Raw genomic sequence first — 18646 nt, 5'->3', positions numbered from 1 at the left:
CCCCAACTACCCATGGTGGCAGGTCAGTTTGTCGCAACGAAGATGTTTGAAACTTCTGGTAAAGTGCCTCTAACAACCTGAAAGAACACTTTGGCAACACCGAATTACGGATACGAGAAGCGTCAGAAAGAACTGGCGAAAAAGAAGAAGAAGGAAGAGAAACTGAAGCACAAAGCCGACCGCAAGGTGGGAGAGGGTGCTGAAGCCGAGCTGCCCGATGACAACGATGCGGCTCAATCGACCGAGCCAGGTGCTGACGGCCCCGTGTCATCCTGAGTCTCACTGCGGGCATAGGTGGCGTGGGTAGCAGTTTCTGACTTGCTCAACAACGCCGTACGCGACCTGACAAACGCCATACGCACCTCGCCCAGCGCCACCCCCAACCCTGCCAGACAGATCAAGGCAATACCGATCGCTGTGATTGGGCTCGGCAGTTGGTCAAATACCAGCCAGCCCAGTAGGGTTGCGGCCACAATCTGCAGGTAGCTGAAGGGCGCCAGCAAGGTTGCCGGGCTTTTGCTGTAGGCGGCAATCTGGAGCCAGTGCCCGAGGAAGCCGGTGACGCCGGTGGAGATCAGTAGCAGCCACTGCCAAAGAGACAGATCGGGTGTTTCCCAAAACCAGGGCAGGGCAAGTGTCAGCGCAATGGTGCCAAACAAGCCGCCGTAGTAATTGGTCGTGAGCGGGTCGTCGTGGGCTACGTGTCGAGTGGCGATCTGGAACAAGGCAAAGGCCAGTGCCGTCAGCAGGCCCAGCCCCATGCCCACGGGGTCCAGCTGGGCGCCGGGCCGCACCACGATCAGCATGCCGACAAAGCCGGCCAGTACACCCAGCCAGCGGTGCAGGCGGTGCGCTTCATGGAGCAGCCACGGCGCCATCGCCATCAGGAACAACGGCGCCAAAAAGTTCATGGCCGTGGCCTCTGCCAGCGGCAGGCGGCTCAGCACGGAAAAGAACAGCACGGTGGTGGCAATCATCAGCAAACCGCGGGTGAGCTGGCGCGCCAGGGACTGTGTTTTGAAAATGGCTTTGCCTCGCGATGGCAGCACGACAGCCGTCATCAGCGCGATGTGCACGGCATAGCGCACCCACGCCACCATGAGCACTGGCACGCCGGCCATAACCAGCCACTTGCCGGACGCGTCCAGCGTCGAGAGCAGCCACAGGCCCGCGATGTGAAGAAGAATTCCGCTTCCAGTCATACCGCCCGTTGTGCGTGCTGCACCGTAGACCGATGCCAATGTCAATTTTTTGGCGCCCACGACCACCCCATGGCAAGGAAATAACTCTGCTCAACGTTTCATCTGGTGAGGCAGCCAGGTAACCAATTCGGGCACGAAATAGATCAGCAAAATCGCCGCCACCATCAAGAGAAACATGGGCAAGGCCACGCGGGCAATGTAAGGAAGCTCTTTGCCGGTCATGCCCTGCAGCACAAACAGATTGAAACCCACAGGCGGTGTGATTTGCGCCATTTCAACCACCAGCACCACAAAAATGCCAAACCAGATCGGGTCGATGCCGGCGGCCAATACCGTAGGCATGAGCACCCCCATGGTCAACACCACCACGCTGATGCCGTCGAGAAAACAGCCCAGAATGATGAAGAACACCATCAGCGCCATGATCAGGCCGAACTGGCTCAAACCCAAGCCACTGATCCACTCGGCCAGATGGCGCGGCAAACCGATATATCCCATGGCCAGCGTCAAAAAGGCTGCGCCCGCCAGGATCATGGCGATCATGCAGTAAAGGCGCGTGGCACCCATGAGCGACTCGCGAAACGTAGGCCAGTTCATGGAACCCTGCAGCGTCGACAACACCAGTGCGCCCACCACCCCGACGCCAGCGGCCTCGGTGGCCGTGGCGATACCCGCGTAAATGGAACCCAGGACAGTCGTAATGAGCAAGACCACGGGAATCAGGCTGGAGGACGCCTTGATTTTTTCGGCAAAGGACATTGGCGCGTCGCGCGGGGGCACCTGGTCGGGGTGGCGCAGGGCCCAAATCATGATGTAGCCAGAAAACAGCGTTGCCAGCAGAATGCCCGGAACGACGCCGGCAATGAATAGGTCGGAGATAGACACATCGGCCGCCACGCCGTACACGATCATGATGATGGACGGTGGAATAAGCAAGCCCAGCGTGCCCGCGCCGGCCAGGGTGCCGATGGTCATATCCTCAGGGTAACCGCGGCGCTTGAGTTCTGGCAAGGTCATTTTGCCGATGGTGGCGCAAGTGGCGGCGCTGGACCCCGAGACGGCGGCAAATATGGCGCACCCCACCACGTTGGTGTGCAGCAGTCGCCCTGGAAGTGCCTGCATCCACGGGGCCAAACCCTTGAACATATCTTGCGACAAACGGGTTCGAAACAAAATTTCACCCATCCAGATGAACAGAGGAAGGGCGGTGAGCGTCCAGCCCGAAGACGAACCCCAGATGGTGAGGGCCATGGCATCACCGGCGTCGCGGGCAGAAAAAATCTGAATGCAGATCCATGCCACGCCGGAGAGCGTGAGCCCAATCCAGACGCCACTGCCCAAAATAAAAAACAGCGCTGCGACAAGTATGCCGGTGATGAGTAAGTCGTTCATTGGCGCTTCCTATTCATTGCGCAGCATTTCGCCGCTGATGTTTTGCCGGCGCTTGCCCAGAAGTTCAAGAATGAAGTCATCGACAAAAGCAATCGCAAACACCACGGTCCCTGTAGCCATGACCAACTGCGGTATCCACAAGGGTGTGGCATCGTTGCCGGTGGATATGTCATTGAATTGCAGCGACTGCCAGACCAGACGGCAGCTGTAAAAAGCCAGCAAACAGCTCAGCAGGGAGGCAATGCCCAAACCCCAGATTTCCAGAGCGCGCCGCAGCCCACCCTTGAGTGCATTGAGGATCAGCGTGACACGAATATGCTCACCCATTTTGAGGGTGTGGGCCAATGCAAGAAACCCGGCCCCTGCCATCAGATAGCCCGCATAGGCGTCGGTTCCGCGGGCATTGAAACCCAACTGTCGGCTGACGATCGACAGCATGACCATGAACAACAGCCCGACCATGCACAGCGCCGCAGCAGCTGCGGCGCTGTTGTACAGAAAGTTCAATAAGCGCCGCATGACGTATGACGTATGACGGCTGACTTATGACTTGTGGAAGGCGTCAACCAGGGTCTTGCCCTCAGGACCGGCTTTTTCAAGCCATTCCTTGAGCATGGTGTCCCCCACCTTTTTCATGTCGGCCTTGAGCTGGGGGGAGGGCGGCAAAACCTGCACGCCGTTGGCTTTGAGCTTCTCTAGGGACTCGGTATTGACGCGCTTGCTGGCCGCCAGACCACGCACTTCTGCATCTGCTGCAGCTTTCATCACCGCATCCTGGGTGGGTTTGTCCAGCGCATCGAAGGCCTTTTTGTTCACCAAAACGGCATTTTTTGGCAGCCAGGCCTGCATGTCGTAGTAGTACTTGAGGTGCTCGTACAACTTGCTGTCGACACCCGTCGCGCCTGATGTCATGGTGGATTCCACGACACCGGTAGCGAGTGCTTGCGAGAGTTCTGCCGCCTGCACGGTCACAGGCTGCGCGCCTACCAGTTCAGCAATGCGAGCGGTCGCGGGGCTGTAGGCGCGCCATTTGACACCCTTGAGGTCAGCTGCGGAATTCAGTGGCTTTTTGGTGTAGATGCCCTGGGGTGGCCAGGCTACGGCGTACAGCAGGCCCATGCCCTGATCGGCCAGCTTCTTCTCGATCAATGGCTTTTGTGCTTTGTAGAGCTTGATGGATTCATCGTAGCTGTCGGCCAGGAAGGGGAGGCCGTCTGCGCCATAGATTTGCCATTCGTTCTGGAAATTGGCAAAAATTATCTCCCCGGCTTGGGCTTGTCCGCCCTGCACGGCGCGCTTGATCTCGGGCGCTTTAAACAGCGACGCGTTGGAATGCACCGTGATCTTGAGCTTGCCACCGGTAGCTTTGTCCACATCGTTGGCGAATTGCACCAGGTTTTCAGAATGGAAGTTGGTCGCAGGGTAGGCCGAGGCTAAATCCCATTTTGTTTGGGCGCTGGCAATACCTGCGCTCAGCGAGAAAACGGCGACCGCCGCAGTCAGAGTAAAGATTCGACGCTGCATAAAAGCTCCAGTAGATTGAAGGGAAGACACATTAATGTAGATACGCGTCGATAAATCGTCATCGGTAGTTTCCCTAATTGTCGACAAAATGATGACAAATTATCATTTGTATATCTACAATTTAGGCATGCAACAAAGGTGCCAGCCCAGAGGTTTCTATGGTCAAGAAAACACAGCAAGTAATCAGTGAGGGTGTTCAGGCTCGGGTACCAGCACCACCCATCGTGTCGTCGGCCCATCTGGTTTCACCCAGAAGTGCCGAAATGAGCGAGTTTGAATTTGGCTTGATCGTGGCGGGCAATGCCTTTCACCGTTGGGTGGTGCACTGTATGAGTGCGGCCGGCCTGAAAGATCTGATGCCGCTCGACGTTTTGGTGCTGCACCATGTCACGCACCGGGCCCGCAACAAACGTCTGGCCGATATCTGCTTCATCATGAACGTGGAAGACACCCACCTGATCAACTACTCGCTCAAGAAACTGCAAAACCTGGGCGTGGTGGTATCGAGCAAAAGTGGCAAGGACGTGACCTATGCCTCGACCGAGAGCGGGCTCGATTACGTGAACCGCTATCGCGCCATTCGTGAGTCTTGTCTGATCAACGCCCTCAATGCGAACGAGGGGCTCAACCGTGACATCGGCGAACTGGCCCGTCTATTGCGCCTGCTCTCGGGCATTTACGACCAGGCGGCCCGTTCTGCGGCCAGCCTCTAAGCCACATACCCATCTGGAGACCCACTCATGAGTACGCCCTTTGCACAACGCTGGCAGTTCTGGATCGACCGCGGCGGCACGTTTACCGACATTGTGGCCAAGCGCCCGGATGGTACGCTGACCACGCACAAGTTGCTGTCGGAAAACCCAGAGCAGTACCGCGACGCTGCGGTGGCAGGCATTCGCCACCTGTTGGGTCTGAAAACTGGTGAGCTGATCACGCCCGCTCGAGTGGAGTGCGTGAAGATGGGCACAACTGTGGCCACCAATGCACTGCTGGAACGTAAGGGCGAGCCCACACTGCTGGTGACTACGCGCGGCTTTCGCGATGCCTTGCGCATTGGCTACCAAAATCGACCCCGTTTATTTGACCGCAACATTGTGTTGCCAGAGCTGCTGTACAGCGCCGTGATTGAAGCCCGGGAGCGCATGGGGGCGCATGGCGAGGTGCTTGAAGTCCTGAACCAGGCGCTATTAAAAACAGAGCTACTTACCCAGTTTGCACAAGGGCTACGCAGTGTTGCAATTGTTTTTATGCATGGTTACCGCTACACCGCGCACGAGAAGGCAGCCAAGCGCATAGCTCAAGAAGTGGGGTTCACGCAGATCAGCACCTCGCATGAAGTCAGTCCGATGATGAAGTTGGTAAGCCGCGGGGACACCACGGTGGTGGACGCCTACCTCACGCCGATTTTGCGGCGCTATGTTGAGCAAGTGGCGGGTGAAATGCCAGGCGTCAAAATCTTTTTTATGCAGTCATCGGGTGGATTGACAGATGCCCACGCTTTTCAGGGCAAGGACGCTATTTTGAGCGGCCCGGCGGGTGGCATTGTTGGCATGGCGCGCACGGCGCAATTGGCTTTTGGCGCGGGCGCCTCGTCGATGAGCGGACCCATCAAGGTGATTGGTTTTGACATGGGTGGAACCTCGACCGATGTTTCCCACTACGCAGGGGAATTTGAGCGCGAGTTCGAGACCCAGGTAGCTGGGGTGCGTATGCGGGCACCCATGATGAGCATCCACACGGTGGCGGCGGGCGGCGGTTCTTTGCTGAAATTCGACGGCGAACGATTTCGGGTTGGGCCGCAGAGCGCCGGGGCCAACCCCGGTCCGGCCAGCTACCGGCGCGGCGGTACGTTGGCAGTGACGGATGCCAACGTGATGGTGGGCAAGGTGCAGCCCAACTACTTTCCCAAACTGTTTGGTGCGCATGCCAATGAAGCACTGAGCTTTGAAGCAGCAAAAGCCCAGTTTGATGTCTTGGCTCAGCAGACCGGACGCAGCCCAGAAGCGGTGGCCGAAGGCTTTATCAATATTGCCGTGCAGCAAATGGCCAACGCCATCAAGAAGATTTCGGTGGCCCGCGGCTACGATGTGACGCGCTACACCCTGCAATGTTTCGGCGGTGCAGGTGGCCAGCACGCCTGCCTGGTCGCTGATGCTCTGGGTATGACGCGTGTGTTTGTGCACCCGCTGGCAGGCGTGCTGTCGGCTTACGGCATGGGGTTGGCGGATCAGAGCGTGATTCGCGAACAGGCGGTGGAGGTGAAGTTGTCTGCACAGGCACTTCCTGAAATCGAGGAAAAACTGCTGGCGTTAGCGGCCGCCGCGCAGGCTGAACTGCAGCGGCAACAGGTCAGTGCCGGCACCGTCTCGCAATTCAAGCGCGTGCATGTGCGTTATGAAGGGAGCGACTCTGCGCTGGTGGTGCCTTTTGGCAGCACGGAAGAGATCAAGTCCAGCTTTGAAGCCGCCTACCGGCAACGGTTTTCCTTCCTGATGCACGGCAAAGGACTGGTTGTGGAGGCGGTATCTGTGGAGGCTGTGGTGGCTGGCGATGCGCCCGCCGAGCCAGTCTTGCCGACATTTGAGCCCCGTGATGTGCCAAGGCGCGAGACCGTGCGCATGTACTCCGGTGGGCAGTGGCATCCCGCCGCGCTGGTGGTACGCGAAGATCTGCGCCCGGGTGACGTGATCGCCGGCCCGGCCATCATTGCCGAGAGGAACGCCACCACCGTGGTGGAGCCTGGCTGGGTTGCCAACCTGACGGCCCTGGACCACCTAGTGCTTGACCGGCGTTCTCGGCGTGCCATGCAATTTGCAGCAGGCACCCTGGTCGATCCGGTGCTGCTGGAGGTTTTTAACAACCTGTTCATGAATATTGCCGAACAAATGGGACTGCAGTTGCAGAACACGGCCTATTCGGTGAACATCAAAGAGCGGCTGGATTTCAGCTGCGCCCTGTTCGACGCCGAGGGCAACCTGATTGCCAACGCACCCCATATGCCGGTGCATTTGGGCAGCATGGGGGAGAGCATCAAAACGGTGATTCGCGAGAACGCCGGCAACATGCACCCGGGCGATGTCTATGTGCTCAACGACCCCTACCATGGGGGCACGCATTTGCCTGACATCACCGTCATCACGCCGGTCTATCTGGGGCAGACGAGTTCTGACAAACCTCTGTTTTATGTGGGCTCGCGCGGCCACCATGCAGACATTGGCGGCACCACACCCGGCTCCATGCCTCCTTTTTCCACGCGAATCGAGGAGGAGGGTGTTCAAATCAATAATGTAAAGCTGGTTGCGCAGGGTGTACTGCAAGAAGCGCACATGGTGGCTCTTCTACAAAGCGGCGAGTACCCCAGCCGCAACCCGCAACAGAACATGGCCGACCTCAAGGCGCAGATCGCCGCGAACGAGAAGGGCGTACAGGAACTGCGCAAGATGGTGGATCAGTATGGCCTGGATGTGGTGCAGTCCTATATGGGGTATGTGCAGGACAACGCCGAAGAATCGGTTCGCCGTGTGATCACTCGCCTGAAAAATGGCGAATTCACTCTGCCGCTGGACAATGGCGCGCAAATCCGTGTGGCGATTCGGGTCGATGCGGCCAATCGCACTGCCGAAGTGGATTTCACGGGTACATCGGCACAACAGACCAACAACTTCAACGCGCCGACGGCAGTTTGTATGGCAGCCGTGCTGTATGTTTTTCGCACCCTGGTTAACGATGACATTCCCCTCAACGCGGGCTGCCTCAAACCCATCAAGGTCATCATTCCAGCCGGCTCCATGCTCAACCCCAACCCACCTGCATCCGTGGTGGCTGGCAACGTGGAGACTTCGAGCTGCATTACCAATGCGCTGTATGGCGCTTTAGGTGTGATGGCGGCAAGTCAATGCACCATGAATAATTTCACCTTTGGCAATGACCAATACCAGTACTACGAAACCATCTCGGGTGGGTCCGGTGCAGGCGCAGAGTTTGATGCGAGCGGCGAATTAACGGGTGGCTTCAATGGGTGCAATGTTGTGCAAACCCACATGACGAATTCACGCTTGACCGACCCTGAGGTACTGGAGTTTCGCTTTCCGGTGCTGTTGCAGAGCTACGAGATTCGTGCGGGGTCTGGCGGCACCGGCCACTGGCATGGTGGTTGCGGGGGTGTGCGGCGAGTGGAGTTTCTGGAGCCCATGACAGCCAGTATTTTGTCCAACGGCCGTGTGCATGGTGCTTTTGGTCTGGCTGGCGGACAGCCAGGTCAGGTGGGTATCAACCGCGTGCTGCGCGCAGATGGCCGTATCGAAGAACTTGGCCATATTGGCCAAGCGCAAATGCGTGCGGGAGATGTGTTTGAAATTCAAACGCCGGGTGGTGGCGGGTTCGGTACTGTTGTTTGAATTTTGTGAGTTTTATGGCAGTCAGGAAAATCACTGTTCGGGATGCCTGAAGCGCAAGCTGTGATAATTCAGCCATGTCTTCACCCAAAGTTCTATTCGGCTTTCATGCCGTCGGGGTTCGCCTCAAAACCGCACCCCAGTCCATCATCGAGATTTATTTCGAACCGACGCGCCGCGACGCGCGCATGCGCCAGTTTCTGGACAAGGCCAACGAGGCCGGTGCGCGCCTGATCGAGGCCGATGGCATTCGTCTGGCCAAGCTCTGTGGTGGTCACGGCCACCAGGGCGTGGCGGCGCGGGTGCACGAGCTGGCGCAAGTGAAATCACTGGATGAATTGCTGGAGCAGCTCGAAGCGGCGCAAACCGACAGGCCACCCGCCGAGCGGGAACAAGCGTTGCTCCTGGTGCTTGATGGTGTGACCGATCCACACAACCTGGGTGCTTGCCTGCGCGTGGCCGACGGCGCCGGTGTACACGCTGTAATCGCCCCCAAAGACCACGCCGCTGGCATCAACGCCACAGTGGCCAAGATCGCCAGCGGCGCGGCTGAGACTGTGCCCTACTTCATGGTGACCAACCTGGCGCGGACCCTGAATGAACTCAAGGAACGCAATATCTGGATCATCGGCACCAGCGACCTCGCAGCTAAAACCATTTACCAGGCCGACCTCAAAGGGCCGGTGGCGCTGGTGCTGGGGGCCGAGGGCGATGGCATGCGCGCGCTGACCGCCAAGACCTGTGATGAGTTGGTCAGCATCCCGATGCGCGGGGCTGTTGAAAGCCTCAATGTGTCGGTGGCCAGTGGTGTTTGTTTGTATGAGGCATTACGCCAGCGAATGGGCTGAGCACAGAGCTTGCTCGCTTCGCGTCACTTCGGTCTGTCTTTTACGGAGTTTCATGATTACTATTAAATCAAGAGCTGCTAAAGCAATACTGGCGGGGGCTAGCGCCTTGTTTCTTCTATCAAGCTGCACGCAGGAGCAACAGAACAAAATTAGCCGCGACATCCAGAACTGGACTGGCACCAACGGCGTGCTGGAGGTCTATGCAGGTGACAAGGTCGTGCGCCGCTTCCTCAAGATCGACAAACTCAGCACCGCGATGGGCACCGAAGACAACAAGCCGCGTCCTTACCGCTATGGTTATGGCGTACTGGACGAAAACCTGAATTTTGTGGCAGATCCGGGCGAGAAAAAAGTCTACTTCGAAATCAGTGACTTCGGCTCGAATTACCTGTTCTTTGAAAGCCCGCGCTGATCAACAAGCGTCAAAGGCGCGTGCCGGGTTTTGGGCTGGTGCTGCCAGCAATGGACGGTCAAGTTGATTTGATCCGTCCATCCATCCTTCCTTCCCTAGATCTTGCCGACCAGGTCCAGTGAAGGGGTCAGGGTCTTGGCGCCTTCGTGCCACTTGGCGGGGCAGACTTCACCGGGGTTGGACGCCACGTACTGGGCCGCCTTGACCTTGCGCAGCAGTTCTGAGGCGTCACGGCCGATGCCGTTGTCATGGATTTCGCACAGTTTGATCACGCCGTCGGGGTTGATCACGAAGGTGCCGCGCAGGGCCAGGCCTTCTTCCTCGATCATCACGTCAAAGTTGCGGGTGATGGCGCCGGTCGGGTCGCCAACCATCACGTAGTTCACCTTCTTGATGGCGGGTGAGGTGTCATGCCAAGCCTTGTGCGCGAAATGGGTGTCGGTGGACACGCTGTAGACCTCAACGCCCAGCTTCTGGAACGTGGCGTAGTTGTCAGCCAGGTCTTCCAGTTCGGTCGGGCAGACAAAAGTAAAGTCGGCTGGGTAGAACACCACCACAGACCACTTGCCCTTGAGGCTTTCGTTAGTGACAGGCACAAACTGGCCATTGTGGAAGGCAGTGGCAGCAAAAGGTTTGACTTCGGTATTGATCAGAGACATGGGGTGGTTTCCTATTAATAAATTGGGTTCATCAGTGAGGGATCAAATGCGATCCTATTGCATCACAGCAGTTTTTTGGGTTAATTGATTAAATGCAAGCGATTGGAAAATTCTATTTGGACCTTGTTACGGTGCACGAAAAGAGAGCCGGGTTGATGTAACTCCGAGTTACACGGCGTCGGTGGTCAAAGTTGATTCAATCCGGGCTTCCTCAGAGGTCATAAAAAGTCCGTATGACCTCCCACGCCGCATCGGCATCATCCACGTAGGTGAACAGGTCCAGGTCTTGCGCCGCGATCACGCCTTCTTCCACCAAGACGTCCATATTGACCAGTCGCTTCCAGTAGTCGGTGCCAAACAATACAATCGGCACCGGCTTGGCCTTGCGGGTCTGCACCAGGGTGATGACTTCAAACAATTCATCGAGCGTGCCAAAGCCGCCGGGGAACGCCACCAGGGCTTTGGCACGCATCATGAAGTGCATCTTGCGCAGCGCAAAGTAGTGAAACTTGAAACTCAAGGTCGGCGTGATGTAGGGGTTGGGGTGCTGCTCGTGCAAAAGGGATATGTTCAGGCCCACGCTCGGGGCGCCCATCTCGTGCGAACCGCGATTGGCCGCCTCCATGATGCCGGGGCCGCCGCCGGTCGCAATGAACAGACGCTCTTCAGGCCGTCGGTGTGCGCTGTGTCCGGCGACTTGTCGGGCAAACAGTCGCGCCTGATCGTAGTAATGGGCGCTTCGTACTTGCCGCTGCGCCGCTATCAGCGCATTGGGGTCGCCGCTGGTCTGCGCTTGTTGCAGAGAGGCTTGGGCCATCTCGGGTGAGGCCGAGCGGGCGCTGCCGAAAACCACGATCGTGCTGTCGATGCCTTGTTCAGCCTGGTCCAGATCGGGCTTGAGCATTTCCAGTTGAAACCGGATGCCGCGTGTTTCCCGCCGCACCAAGAACTCGGGATCGGCAAATGCCAGACGGTAGGCGTCGGCCTCCAACGCATGGCCGAGGTCAGCCTGGCTTTTCAGTTCCGCCTCGGAATCAGGCAGGCGAGGTTCGGAAAGGTTCTGAGTGGTGTCCATAGCTTCGATTGTGTGCGAAAAACTGTGACACGTCGCTTGGCCAAGCCGTGCCGGATCGACTCAATTCAGGGGGGAGAGTTTTTGCAAGGACTGTTTGGCCAACCATTTTTGCGTCTGCTTGAAGGTTTTCCAGGCCCACCACAGGCGACCACCCCACACGATGGCGCGGCGCGGCCGCACGAGAACCACAAGTACCAGGGCGCCCAGCGGCCACTGTGGGTTGCGATAAAGCCATTGCAAGCCGCTTTGTGCCTGGTCGGCCAAAGCCAGCGGTCGCTGCAAGACTTGCGCCTGATCGGCCAGGCGCAGTCGCAACTGCGCACTGCGCACCAGCAAGCGCTGTTGCCGCAAGACCAGATCATCGTTGTTCATGGGAACCTGATGTTTGGAGCCCGGCGCGATCTCGCTGCAACTCAGCAAGGCTGGCTTCAAACATGCCATTCGGACTCTGCAGTCGGCGCCGCGCCGCGCGAATCAGCCAGGCGCCTGCAGCAAGAAAAAGCAGCGCCAGAACACCCACTGCGGCCAGACGATAACCCTCCCCAAACAGCAGGATGATGAAGCCGCACAACAAAACCACACCAACGCCCAGCATCAGCAGGGCAGCAAGACCCCAGAGCAGACCGTCAAAGAGGCGTCGTTTCTCAAGTTCGACCTCGGTGCGCAGCAGGTCCAGGCGCACCTGGGCGATTTCAAGCACCGTGCCAAGCAGACGGCGCAATGAGGCGAATAGACCAACGTTCTTGCCCAGCTCACTCATGGATTTGGCTGGTTCGCTGCTGTTTTAACGGCGACTGATCAGCAAGCCGATCACCAACCCGACACCTGTCGCGATGCCGATAGACTTCCAGGGGTTGTCATGCACAAAATCATCAGCGACATGACCGGCGGCTTTGGCTTTGGCGACTGCCGCTTCCTGCAAATGAACCAAGTCATCCTTGGCCTGATTCATTCGGGCTTGCACGCGGCTGCGCAGATCGGCTGCGCCTTCGCCCACCTCGTCGGCCGTCATGCGCAGCACCTCTTCGGCGTCGGCAATCACCATGCGCAAGTCGCTCATCAATTTGTCTTTTTGAATCGACGTCATATCATTCATTGCAAACCTCCATTGAAATTGAAACCGAGTCCCACAATAAAGCCGATCCTGTTGCATGTCTTGATAAAAATCACATGCGTTGCTCGCGCACAATTTTGGGGGTATGGAGTCGCACTAATATGTTTCGCCTATGACGACAGTTTTTGATCCCTTGCGCTTGGGTGCTGTGGCGCTGGATGTGCTGGCCAGCGGGCGCGCCGCGCCGGATGCGATCGCCGCGCGCCAGAAAACCCGGCTGGCTCACCTGCTGGACGCCGCTGTGCGCGGCTCCCGGCTGTACCGGAAGCGACTGCAAGGCAAGACGCCCGCCACCCTGGCTCTGAGCGCGGTGCCGGTTCTGGACCGGGCTGAGTTGATGGCGCGCTTTGACGATTGGGTGACTGACCCGCAACTCAAGTTGACTGAGCTTCGCGCGTTCACCGCCGATGCCCAGCGCATTGGCGAGCCTTACCTGGGCAAGTACCTGGTATGGGAGAGTTCTGGCACCCAGCATCAACCGGGCGTGTTTGTCCAGGATGCACGCGCCATGGCGGTTTACGATGCACTGGAGGCGTTGCGCCGCAGCGCGCCACGGCCGCTGCAGCGCTGGTTTGATCCCCTGTTGCTGGCGGAACGCATCGCTTTTGTGGGCGCCACCACCGGCCACTTCGCCAGTATGGTGAGCATGCAACGGCTGCGCCAACTCAATCCGTTCATGGCGCAAAGCTTGCGTTGCTTTTCCATTTTGCAGTCAACCAGTGCTTTGCTTGATGAGCTCAATGCGTTTGCGCCGACCGTCATCGCCACCTATCCGACCGTGGCGGCCTTGCTAAGCGATGTGGCTGCGCAAGGGGCGCTGCACTTCGCCCCAAAAGAAATCTGGACCGGTGGTGAAACGCTGAGTGCCGCCGTGCGCCGGCACGTCGAGCAGGGTCTCGGGTGCATGGTGCGCAACAGCTATGGTGCCTCGGAATTCATGTCGATTGGCTGGGAGTGTCAACACGGGCAGATGCATGCCAATACCGACTGGTTGATTCTGGAGCCGATTGATGCGCAGGGGCAGCCGGTGCCGCCGGGGCAGGTTTCACATTCCACCTTGTTGACCAATCTGGCCAATTTCGTGCAGCCGCTGATCCGTTATGACATGGGCGACCAGATCACGGTGCATCCAGAACGCTGTGAATGCGGCTCGCCACTGCCGGTGATTGAGGTGCAGGGTCGCCGGGATGATCCCTTGCTGATGGCGGGACAGGATGGGCGCCTGGTGACGCTCTTGCCGCTGGCGCTGACGACGCTGCTTGAAGACGATGCTGGCGTATTCGATTTTCAATTGCGCCAGCAGGATGATCACACGCTGGTGCTCAGGTTAGATCCGCATGGGGCCGATGCCCCAGCCGCTGCAGCGCGCTGCCGCAACGCCCTGGAGAAATTTGCCGTGACGCAGGGCCTGGCGCGGCTGCGCGTCAGGACGGAACTGGGGCGGCCGGTGCCCCGGGGGCGCAGTGGCAAGCCGCAACGCGTCGTCGCGCAATTGAAACGCAAGCACCGCTAATGCGGCAATAGCCCGCCACGCTGGCACTCAGCGCGTCATGGTCATGGCGTCGATCCGGATCAAAGCCTCGCCAATGGGGACACTCATGCTGACGGCGTTGCTGGCATGCTTGACGCAGTCGGTGCTCCATACCTCGCGCACACCTGCGTTCAGAATCATCTGCCAGGCATCGCCAACAAAGAGGGCATGTGTGACCGCAACATCGACCGAGGCTGCGCCCGCAGCCAGCAGTTGTCGCGTCGCCTGGGCCAGGGTGTGGCCGGTGCTGACTACGTCGTCAAGCAGAACCACTTGACGGTCCGACACAGGGATGTCCGGCAGTGCAATGTCTACTGCCCGGTCACCACGGCGCACCTTGCGGCAAACGGCGTAGTCAAAGCCATGGCGTGATGCGGCCAGTGCCAGCCACTGCGCCGACTCTTCGTCCGGGCCCAAGAGCAAGGCTTTCGGTCGCTGGGTGGCAATCAGGTCTGACAGCAGCGGGGCGGCGCTGAGCACCACGGCGTTGGCCACTGGCACAGCCTGCTGCAATGTGGCGACGCGGTGTAGATGGGGGTCAACAGTGATCACGGCATCAAACAGGCCGGCTAAAAATCTCCCGACAATGCGCTGGCTGATGGCCTCGCCCGGTTGAAACGCCACATCCTGTCGCATGTAGCCGAGGTAAGGGGCGACCAGCGTCAGGTGCCGGGCGCCCAGGTCACGCGCGGTTTGGGCTGCCAACAGCAGTTCGACCAATTTTTCATTCGGGTCGTTGAGCGTGCGCAGGATGACCGCATGATCCGGCAGGGTCGGGGGCAGGCGCAGCTTGATTTCACCGTCGGGAAAGCGGTGACGGTCAATACGGGCCAGATGGTGCCCAGCCGCCTGGGCGATGCGTACCGCGTTCTCTTGCTCATCGTCAAAGCACAGCAAAACAGGTGTTGATGGCATCAGAATTCCGTGAAGACATGGGGTACGTCTTCGGCTCGCCCGATGGTATAGCCGGTCGACTTGGCGCAGGCCTGGCGCGCAAAGTCGAGGTCGCTTTGAAACCCGGCGTGAACGCGGTACAAAACCTCGCCGCTGGTCACCGCCTCCCCCAGTTTGTGAAAAAGATCAATGCCTGCGCCGATGACTTTGGGTGCACCCGCCAAACGGGCGATACGTGCCACCTGCAGATTGTCAATGCCGGTGACCACGCCGGCCGCGGTGGCGCAAATGTCAAAGGTCAAGGCGCCGAGTTGCGGATGGTTGTGATCAAACAACTGAGCGCCCTGGGCGGCAATAATGGCGTTCATTTTCGCCAGCGCCCGGCCAGAATCCAGAATGTCCCGCGCAATGGCAAAACCGTCGCCACCGCGCACGTCCGGGTGGAATTCAATCAGTCGGCCAGCTAATCGCAAGGATTTTTGTCGCAGGTCGTTGGGTGCCCGGGGGTCATTCTCCAGCACCCGCATCACATCGCGCGCCTCAAGCACCGGTCCGATGCCATTGCCGATGGGTTGGCGTCCATCGGTCACGACCACGTCGAGCGACAAATGCATGCGCCCCGCCACGTACTCAAAAAGCCGGCGCAGACGTTGGGCCTCGGGCATGGAACGTACTTTGGCGCTGGGGCCGATGGGAATATCAAGGACCAGATGGGTGGACCCCGCGGCAATTTTCTTGGACAGAATGGAGGCCACCATTTGCCCCGGCGAGTCAATCGCCAGCGGTCGCTCTACCGAAATCAGCACATCGTCGGCCGGCGACAAATGGGCGGCGCCGCCCCAGGCCAGGCAACCCCGATGCGTGCGCACGATGTCCGCCAGTTGATCAACAGGCAGCTCTACCTTGGCCAGCACTTCCATCGTGTCGGCCGTACCGGCCGGGGAGGTGATGGCGCGCGATGATGTTTTGGGGCACAGCAGGCCGTGCGCCGCCACAATCGGCACCACCAGCATGGAGCTGCGGTTGCCGGGAATGCCACCAATACAGTGTTTGTCCACCACCAGGGGTTCATGCCAGTTGAGCGTTCGACCACTGGCCACCATCGCCTCGGTTAAAAAGTACACCTCTTCGCGGTCCAGTTCATCCCGGTTGGTGGCCACAACAAAAGCACTCAACTCAATTTTGGAATAGTGCAGCTCGGCAATGTCGCGCACGATACCCAAAAAGTCCTCACGGCCGAGCCGTTCACCGGCCAATTTGCGGCGCAGCGCACCAATGGACTGCGGCGGTTCGGCCTGAGACACCGAGGCTGGCTGACCATCAATCACCGCCATCTGAGCAAAAGCGTCTTCCGACAGGCCAAGCTCATTGCAGGCGACGATATTGGGGTCATCCACCACGTTCAGGGTGGCCAGAATGTGGCGTCCGTTGGCCCGGACCGCGACTTTGGACAGGGCCTGAAAGCCTTCAGCCCGGTATACCGCGCAGTCCCGGTGCAGGTAGGCCACGTTTTCACGGTAGGTGTCGATCGCCACCCGGCGCAGCACCAGCTTGCTGGCGACCTCCGGTTTATCGGTGTGTTTGCTCATAACCGAAGCCTACATCGGTTTGGTGCACTGGATCGGATAAGTTTGCGACATCAAGGCCTTGGAGTCGCCCATAAAAAAAGGCTTCCAGGAAGCCTTTTTTTACTGCGACCCGGCGTGCGGGCTGGCGCTTAAACGCGTTTGCGGTATTCGCCGGTGCGGGTGTCGATCTCGACCTTGTCACCCTGTGCCACAAAGATTGGCACACCCACGTCAAAACCGGTGGAGATTTTGGCCGGCTTGAGCACCTTGCCGGAGGTGTCACCCTTGACGGCGGGTTCGGTCCAGGTGATTTCGCGCACCACGTTGGTGGGCATTTCAACCGAAATGGCTTTTTCGTTGTAGAACACCACTTCGAGTTCCATGCCATCTTCGAGGTAGTTGAGCGAGTCGCCCATGTTCTCGGCTTCGACTTCGTACTGGTTGTATTCGGTGTCCATGCAGATGTACATCGGCTCGGCAAAATAAGAATAGGTGCATTCTTTTTTGTCCAGAATGACCTGCTCCAGCTTGTCGTCGGCTTTGTAGACCACTTCAGTATTGAAGTTGGCAATCAGACTTTTGAGCTTCATACGAACGGTGGACGAATTGCGGCCACCGCGGCTGTATTCGGTCCGTAGCACGACCATCGGGTCTTTGCCGTACATGATGACATTACCAACGCGAATTTCTTGAGCGGTTTTCATAGCGAAATGTGTGAAAGTTGGCCGCTAATGACGCGGCAAGGGCGGGATGGACGGATGAAAAACCCGGTGAAGTCCCGCAAAAGTTCGCTATTTTAAAGGTTTTTTAAAGCAAAACGCATGATCTGGGTCACAAGGTCATCTTGCTGGCGCAGTTGTTGCCCTGCGCTGACCACGACTTGCCGCCATGAATCAAGCGCCAACGCGGGCAGTTGCGTTTGTTGGCTGGCCTTGCTATCTGTACGGCTATTCACGCCGTTCCAGACCATGTGAAAAGCCCGCAGCGAGGGCGGAGCGTCCAACATAGCCAGAAAAGCTTCCAGCTTGCGGTGATGGGCGTCGTCGTGCTGCGGGTAGATCTGCCAGACAAAGGGCTTGTTCGCCCACAAGGCGCGCACCAATGAATCTTCCCCGCGCACGAAATTCAGGTCACAGGCCCACAGCAGATGGTCGTAGTCGTCTTGGGTGAGTGCCGGCAGGTATCTAATTGATAGCAGCTCACGCTTGTTCCATAAGGGCTGGAGCCTTGTTTTGTTCAAAATGCAAGCGGTGACTGCCGCCGTCGCCCGGCCTGCGGTCACCAGCAGTTGGGTGGCTTGCGGACCAGTGGCCAACTGATCCAACAAGTCGGCCAAGGCCGGGGGTTCGTAGCAGAACAGGGACACCAGGCGCTCGCCCTGCCAGTTGACGCCTCGTTGTTGCAGCCAGTCGGCACGCTCGAAGCGGGCCTGGCGCTCGGCCAGATCGGGTTCACGCAACAGGCCACCCGTGGCTTTGCTGAAGCCGGGGTAGAAAAAGTATTTGCACAAACCCGCGCCCGGTCCCGTCATGACCGGGGAGGGCAGACCGTGATTACGTTCGACGTAGCTTTCGGCGCTCAGGTACTCCAGGTTAATCCATAAGCCTTTTTGGCCTCTAGCCCCCGTCCAGTCTGCGTAAGCAGCTATAAATTCAGGATCTATTTCACAGGCAAAGGTCTCCAGCAAAATATCGCCTGGCGCCAGGCCTTCAGTCTGGATCGGCCGGGTCCAGTGCCGGATTTCGACGTTGGGCGCACCAGAGGGCGCCATCCAGGCCAGCGCGCTGGTATCGTCTACCCAGAAGCGCACGCGTTCGCCACGCGCGGCCAAGCCAACGCTCAAGCGCCAGCCCACGCCGATGTCACCGTAGTTGTCAATGACCCTGCAAAAGATGTCCCAAAGTTTTCCTGTCGTCACACCTGAATTGTCCACAATACGCACCTATGCCTCATTTGCCTGATTCCATGTCACATGAAGCGCCCGCAGGCCCGGCGCCCGCAAGCCTGCCCGCGCACCCTGCGCAGTTGCTCAG

The 18646-nt window shown here is 58.6% G+C and carries 19 protein-coding genes; 6 read left to right on the top strand and 13 right to left on the bottom strand.

The window, feature by feature from the left end; translation table 11 throughout:
• Positions 1-90: 90 nt before the first annotated feature.
• Positions 91-276, top strand: coding sequence for a hypothetical protein (locus WA157_RS07265; protein WP_422620314.1), 186 nt, complete (start codon positions 91-93; stop codon positions 274-276).
• Here the strand turns inward: WA157_RS07265 and WA157_RS07260 are convergent.
• The 4 genes from WA157_RS07260 to WA157_RS07245 all read right to left on the bottom strand — a co-directional run bounded on the left by WA157_RS07260 (position 234) and on the right by WA157_RS07245 (position 4118).
• A complete protein-coding gene (locus WA157_RS07260) occupies positions 234-1202 on the bottom strand; it encodes a DMT family transporter (protein ID WP_422620313.1) in 969 nt (322 codons plus the stop codon). The genes WA157_RS07265 and WA157_RS07260 overlap by 43 nt on opposite strands.
• Before the next feature lie 90 nt (positions 1203-1292).
• On the bottom strand, positions 1293-2594 hold the full coding sequence (locus WA157_RS07255) for a TRAP transporter large permease (protein WP_422620312.1): 1302 nt from the start codon (positions 2592-2594) through the stop codon (positions 1293-1295).
• A 9-nt stretch (positions 2595-2603) separates the two neighbouring features.
• Positions 2604-3113, bottom strand: a complete 510-nt coding sequence (locus WA157_RS07250) for a TRAP transporter small permease (RefSeq protein WP_422620311.1) — start codon at positions 3111-3113, stop codon at positions 2604-2606.
• Positions 3114-3137: 24 nt separating this feature from the next.
• Positions 3138-4118 (bottom strand): TRAP transporter substrate-binding protein, encoded by a 981-nt coding sequence (locus tag WA157_RS07245; protein WP_422620310.1) that lies wholly within the window; start codon positions 4116-4118, stop codon positions 3138-3140.
• Between the two features lie 158 nt (positions 4119-4276).
• Between WA157_RS07245 and WA157_RS07240 the strand changes: the two genes are divergently transcribed.
• From WA157_RS07240 to WA157_RS07225, 4 genes are all read left to right on the top strand, one after another.
• The gene (locus WA157_RS07240) at positions 4277-4831 is read left to right on the top strand and encodes a winged helix DNA-binding protein (RefSeq protein WP_422620309.1); all 555 of its coding nucleotides are present in this window, start codon (positions 4277-4279) and stop codon (positions 4829-4831) included.
• A 27-nt stretch (positions 4832-4858) separates the two neighbouring features.
• Positions 4859-8515 (top strand): hydantoinase B/oxoprolinase family protein, encoded by a 3657-nt coding sequence (locus tag WA157_RS07235; RefSeq protein ID WP_422620308.1) that lies wholly within the window; start codon positions 4859-4861, stop codon positions 8513-8515.
• 74 nt (positions 8516-8589) lie between these two features.
• The gene (gene rlmB, locus WA157_RS07230) at positions 8590-9360 is read left to right on the top strand and encodes a 23S rRNA (guanosine(2251)-2'-O)-methyltransferase RlmB (RefSeq protein ID WP_422620307.1); all 771 of its coding nucleotides are present in this window, start codon (positions 8590-8592) and stop codon (positions 9358-9360) included.
• 52 nt (positions 9361-9412) lie between these two features.
• Entirely contained in the window at positions 9413-9772 is a 360-nt protein-coding gene (locus WA157_RS07225) for a hypothetical protein (protein WP_422620306.1), read from the top strand.
• Positions 9773-9867: 95 nt separating this feature from the next.
• Here the strand turns inward: WA157_RS07225 and ahpC are convergent, their stop codons facing one another.
• From ahpC to WA157_RS07200, 5 genes are all read right to left on the bottom strand, one after another.
• Entirely contained in the window at positions 9868-10431 is a 564-nt protein-coding gene (gene ahpC, locus WA157_RS07220; RefSeq protein WP_318665076.1) for an alkyl hydroperoxide reductase subunit C, read from the bottom strand.
• Between the two features lie 211 nt (positions 10432-10642).
• Complete coding sequence (locus WA157_RS07215; RefSeq protein ID WP_422620305.1) at positions 10643-11506, bottom strand: TIGR00730 family Rossman fold protein; 864 nt, start codon at positions 11504-11506, stop codon at positions 10643-10645.
• Between the two features lie 60 nt (positions 11507-11566).
• Complete coding sequence (locus WA157_RS07210) at positions 11567-11878, bottom strand: YqjK-like family protein (RefSeq protein ID WP_422620304.1); 312 nt, start codon at positions 11876-11878, stop codon at positions 11567-11569.
• Positions 11865-12266 carry a phage holin family protein gene (locus tag WA157_RS07205; RefSeq protein ID WP_422620303.1) on the bottom strand — a complete coding sequence of 134 codons (402 nt, stop codon included), beginning with the start codon at positions 12264-12266 and terminating at the stop codon, positions 11865-11867. Before WA157_RS07205 ends, WA157_RS07210 begins: the two co-directional genes overlap by 14 nt.
• 24 nt (positions 12267-12290) lie before the next feature.
• Positions 12291-12602: a DUF883 family protein gene (locus WA157_RS07200; protein ID WP_422620302.1), complete on the bottom strand. Its 312-nt coding sequence runs from the start codon at positions 12600-12602 to the stop codon at positions 12291-12293.
• A 130-nt stretch (positions 12603-12732) separates the two neighbouring features.
• On the opposite strand from WA157_RS07200, the gene WA157_RS07195 reads away from it, so the two are divergent.
• Positions 12733-14133, top strand: coding sequence for a phenylacetate--CoA ligase family protein (locus WA157_RS07195; protein WP_422620301.1), 1401 nt, complete (start codon positions 12733-12735; stop codon positions 14131-14133).
• A gap of 27 nt (positions 14134-14160) precedes the next feature.
• Here the strand turns inward: WA157_RS07195 and WA157_RS07190 are convergent, their stop codons facing one another.
• The 4 genes from WA157_RS07190 to earP form a co-directional block, all read right to left on the bottom strand.
• The gene (locus WA157_RS07190) at positions 14161-15066 is read right to left on the bottom strand and encodes a ribose-phosphate pyrophosphokinase (RefSeq protein WP_422620300.1); all 906 of its coding nucleotides are present in this window, start codon (positions 15064-15066) and stop codon (positions 14161-14163) included.
• Complete coding sequence (locus WA157_RS07185; RefSeq protein ID WP_422620299.1) at positions 15066-16634, bottom strand: thymidine phosphorylase family protein; 1569 nt, start codon at positions 16632-16634, stop codon at positions 15066-15068. The genes WA157_RS07190 and WA157_RS07185 overlap by 1 nt, the downstream gene beginning before the upstream one ends.
• Positions 16635-16762: 128 nt before the next feature.
• On the bottom strand, positions 16763-17317 hold the full coding sequence (gene efp, locus WA157_RS07180) for an elongation factor P (RefSeq protein WP_011464532.1): 555 nt from the start codon (positions 17315-17317) through the stop codon (positions 16763-16765).
• A gap of 92 nt (positions 17318-17409) precedes the next feature.
• Positions 17410-18531: an elongation factor P maturation arginine rhamnosyltransferase EarP gene (gene earP, locus WA157_RS07175; RefSeq protein ID WP_422620298.1), complete on the bottom strand. Its 1122-nt coding sequence runs from the start codon at positions 18529-18531 to the stop codon at positions 17410-17412.
• Positions 18532-18646 lie beyond the last annotated feature (115 nt).

The sequence above is a fragment of the Rhodoferax ferrireducens genome (assembly GCF_049302455.1).
GTDB lineage: Bacteria > Pseudomonadota > Gammaproteobacteria > Burkholderiales > Burkholderiaceae_C > Rhodoferax > Rhodoferax ferrireducens_B.
Note: the sequence above shows the minus strand (reverse complement) of the source record. Positions and strands in the feature narration are given on the sequence as shown.

What these genes read in the sequence shown, in the direction of transcription:
- WA157_RS07190 (WP_422620300.1), bottom strand. Translation starts at nt 15,066, where the DNA reads ATGCCATCAACACCTGTTTTGCTGTGCTTTGACGATGAGCAAGAGAAC.
- WA157_RS07195 (WP_422620301.1), top strand. Translation starts at nt 12,733, where the DNA reads ATGACGACAGTTTTTGATCCCTTGCGCTTGGGTGCTGTGGCGCTGGAT.
- WA157_RS07205 (WP_422620303.1), bottom strand. Translation starts at nt 12,266, where the DNA reads ATGAGTGAGCTGGGCAAGAACGTTGGTCTATTCGCCTCATTGCGCCGT.
- WA157_RS07260 (WP_422620313.1), bottom strand. Translation starts at nt 1,202, where the DNA reads ATGACTGGAAGCGGAATTCTTCTTCACATCGCGGGCCTGTGGCTGCTC.
- WA157_RS07240 (WP_422620309.1), top strand. Translation starts at nt 4,277, where the DNA reads ATGGTCAAGAAAACACAGCAAGTAATCAGTGAGGGTGTTCAGGCTCGG.
- WA157_RS07185 (WP_422620299.1), bottom strand. Translation starts at nt 16,634, where the DNA reads ATGAGCAAACACACCGATAAACCGGAGGTCGCCAGCAAGCTGGTGCTG.
- WA157_RS07235 (WP_422620308.1), top strand. Translation starts at nt 4,859, where the DNA reads ATGAGTACGCCCTTTGCACAACGCTGGCAGTTCTGGATCGACCGCGGC.
- ahpC (WP_318665076.1), bottom strand. Translation starts at nt 10,431, where the DNA reads ATGTCTCTGATCAATACCGAAGTCAAACCTTTTGCTGCCACTGCCTTC.
- rlmB (WP_422620307.1), top strand. Translation starts at nt 8,590, where the DNA reads ATGTCTTCACCCAAAGTTCTATTCGGCTTTCATGCCGTCGGGGTTCGC.
- WA157_RS07245 (WP_422620310.1), bottom strand. Translation starts at nt 4,118, where the DNA reads ATGCAGCGTCGAATCTTTACTCTGACTGCGGCGGTCGCCGTTTTCTCG.
- WA157_RS07215 (WP_422620305.1), bottom strand. Translation starts at nt 11,506, where the DNA reads ATGGACACCACTCAGAACCTTTCCGAACCTCGCCTGCCTGATTCCGAG.
- WA157_RS07250 (WP_422620311.1), bottom strand. Translation starts at nt 3,113, where the DNA reads ATGCGGCGCTTATTGAACTTTCTGTACAACAGCGCCGCAGCTGCTGCG.
- WA157_RS07255 (WP_422620312.1), bottom strand. Translation starts at nt 2,594, where the DNA reads ATGAACGACTTACTCATCACCGGCATACTTGTCGCAGCGCTGTTTTTT.
- efp (WP_011464532.1), bottom strand. Translation starts at nt 17,317, where the DNA reads ATGAAAACCGCTCAAGAAATTCGCGTTGGTAATGTCATCATGTACGGC.
- WA157_RS07210 (WP_422620304.1), bottom strand. Translation starts at nt 11,878, where the DNA reads ATGAACAACGATGATCTGGTCTTGCGGCAACAGCGCTTGCTGGTGCGC.
- WA157_RS07225 (WP_422620306.1), top strand. Translation starts at nt 9,413, where the DNA reads ATGATTACTATTAAATCAAGAGCTGCTAAAGCAATACTGGCGGGGGCT.
- WA157_RS07200 (WP_422620302.1), bottom strand. Translation starts at nt 12,602, where the DNA reads ATGAATGATATGACGTCGATTCAAAAAGACAAATTGATGAGCGACTTG.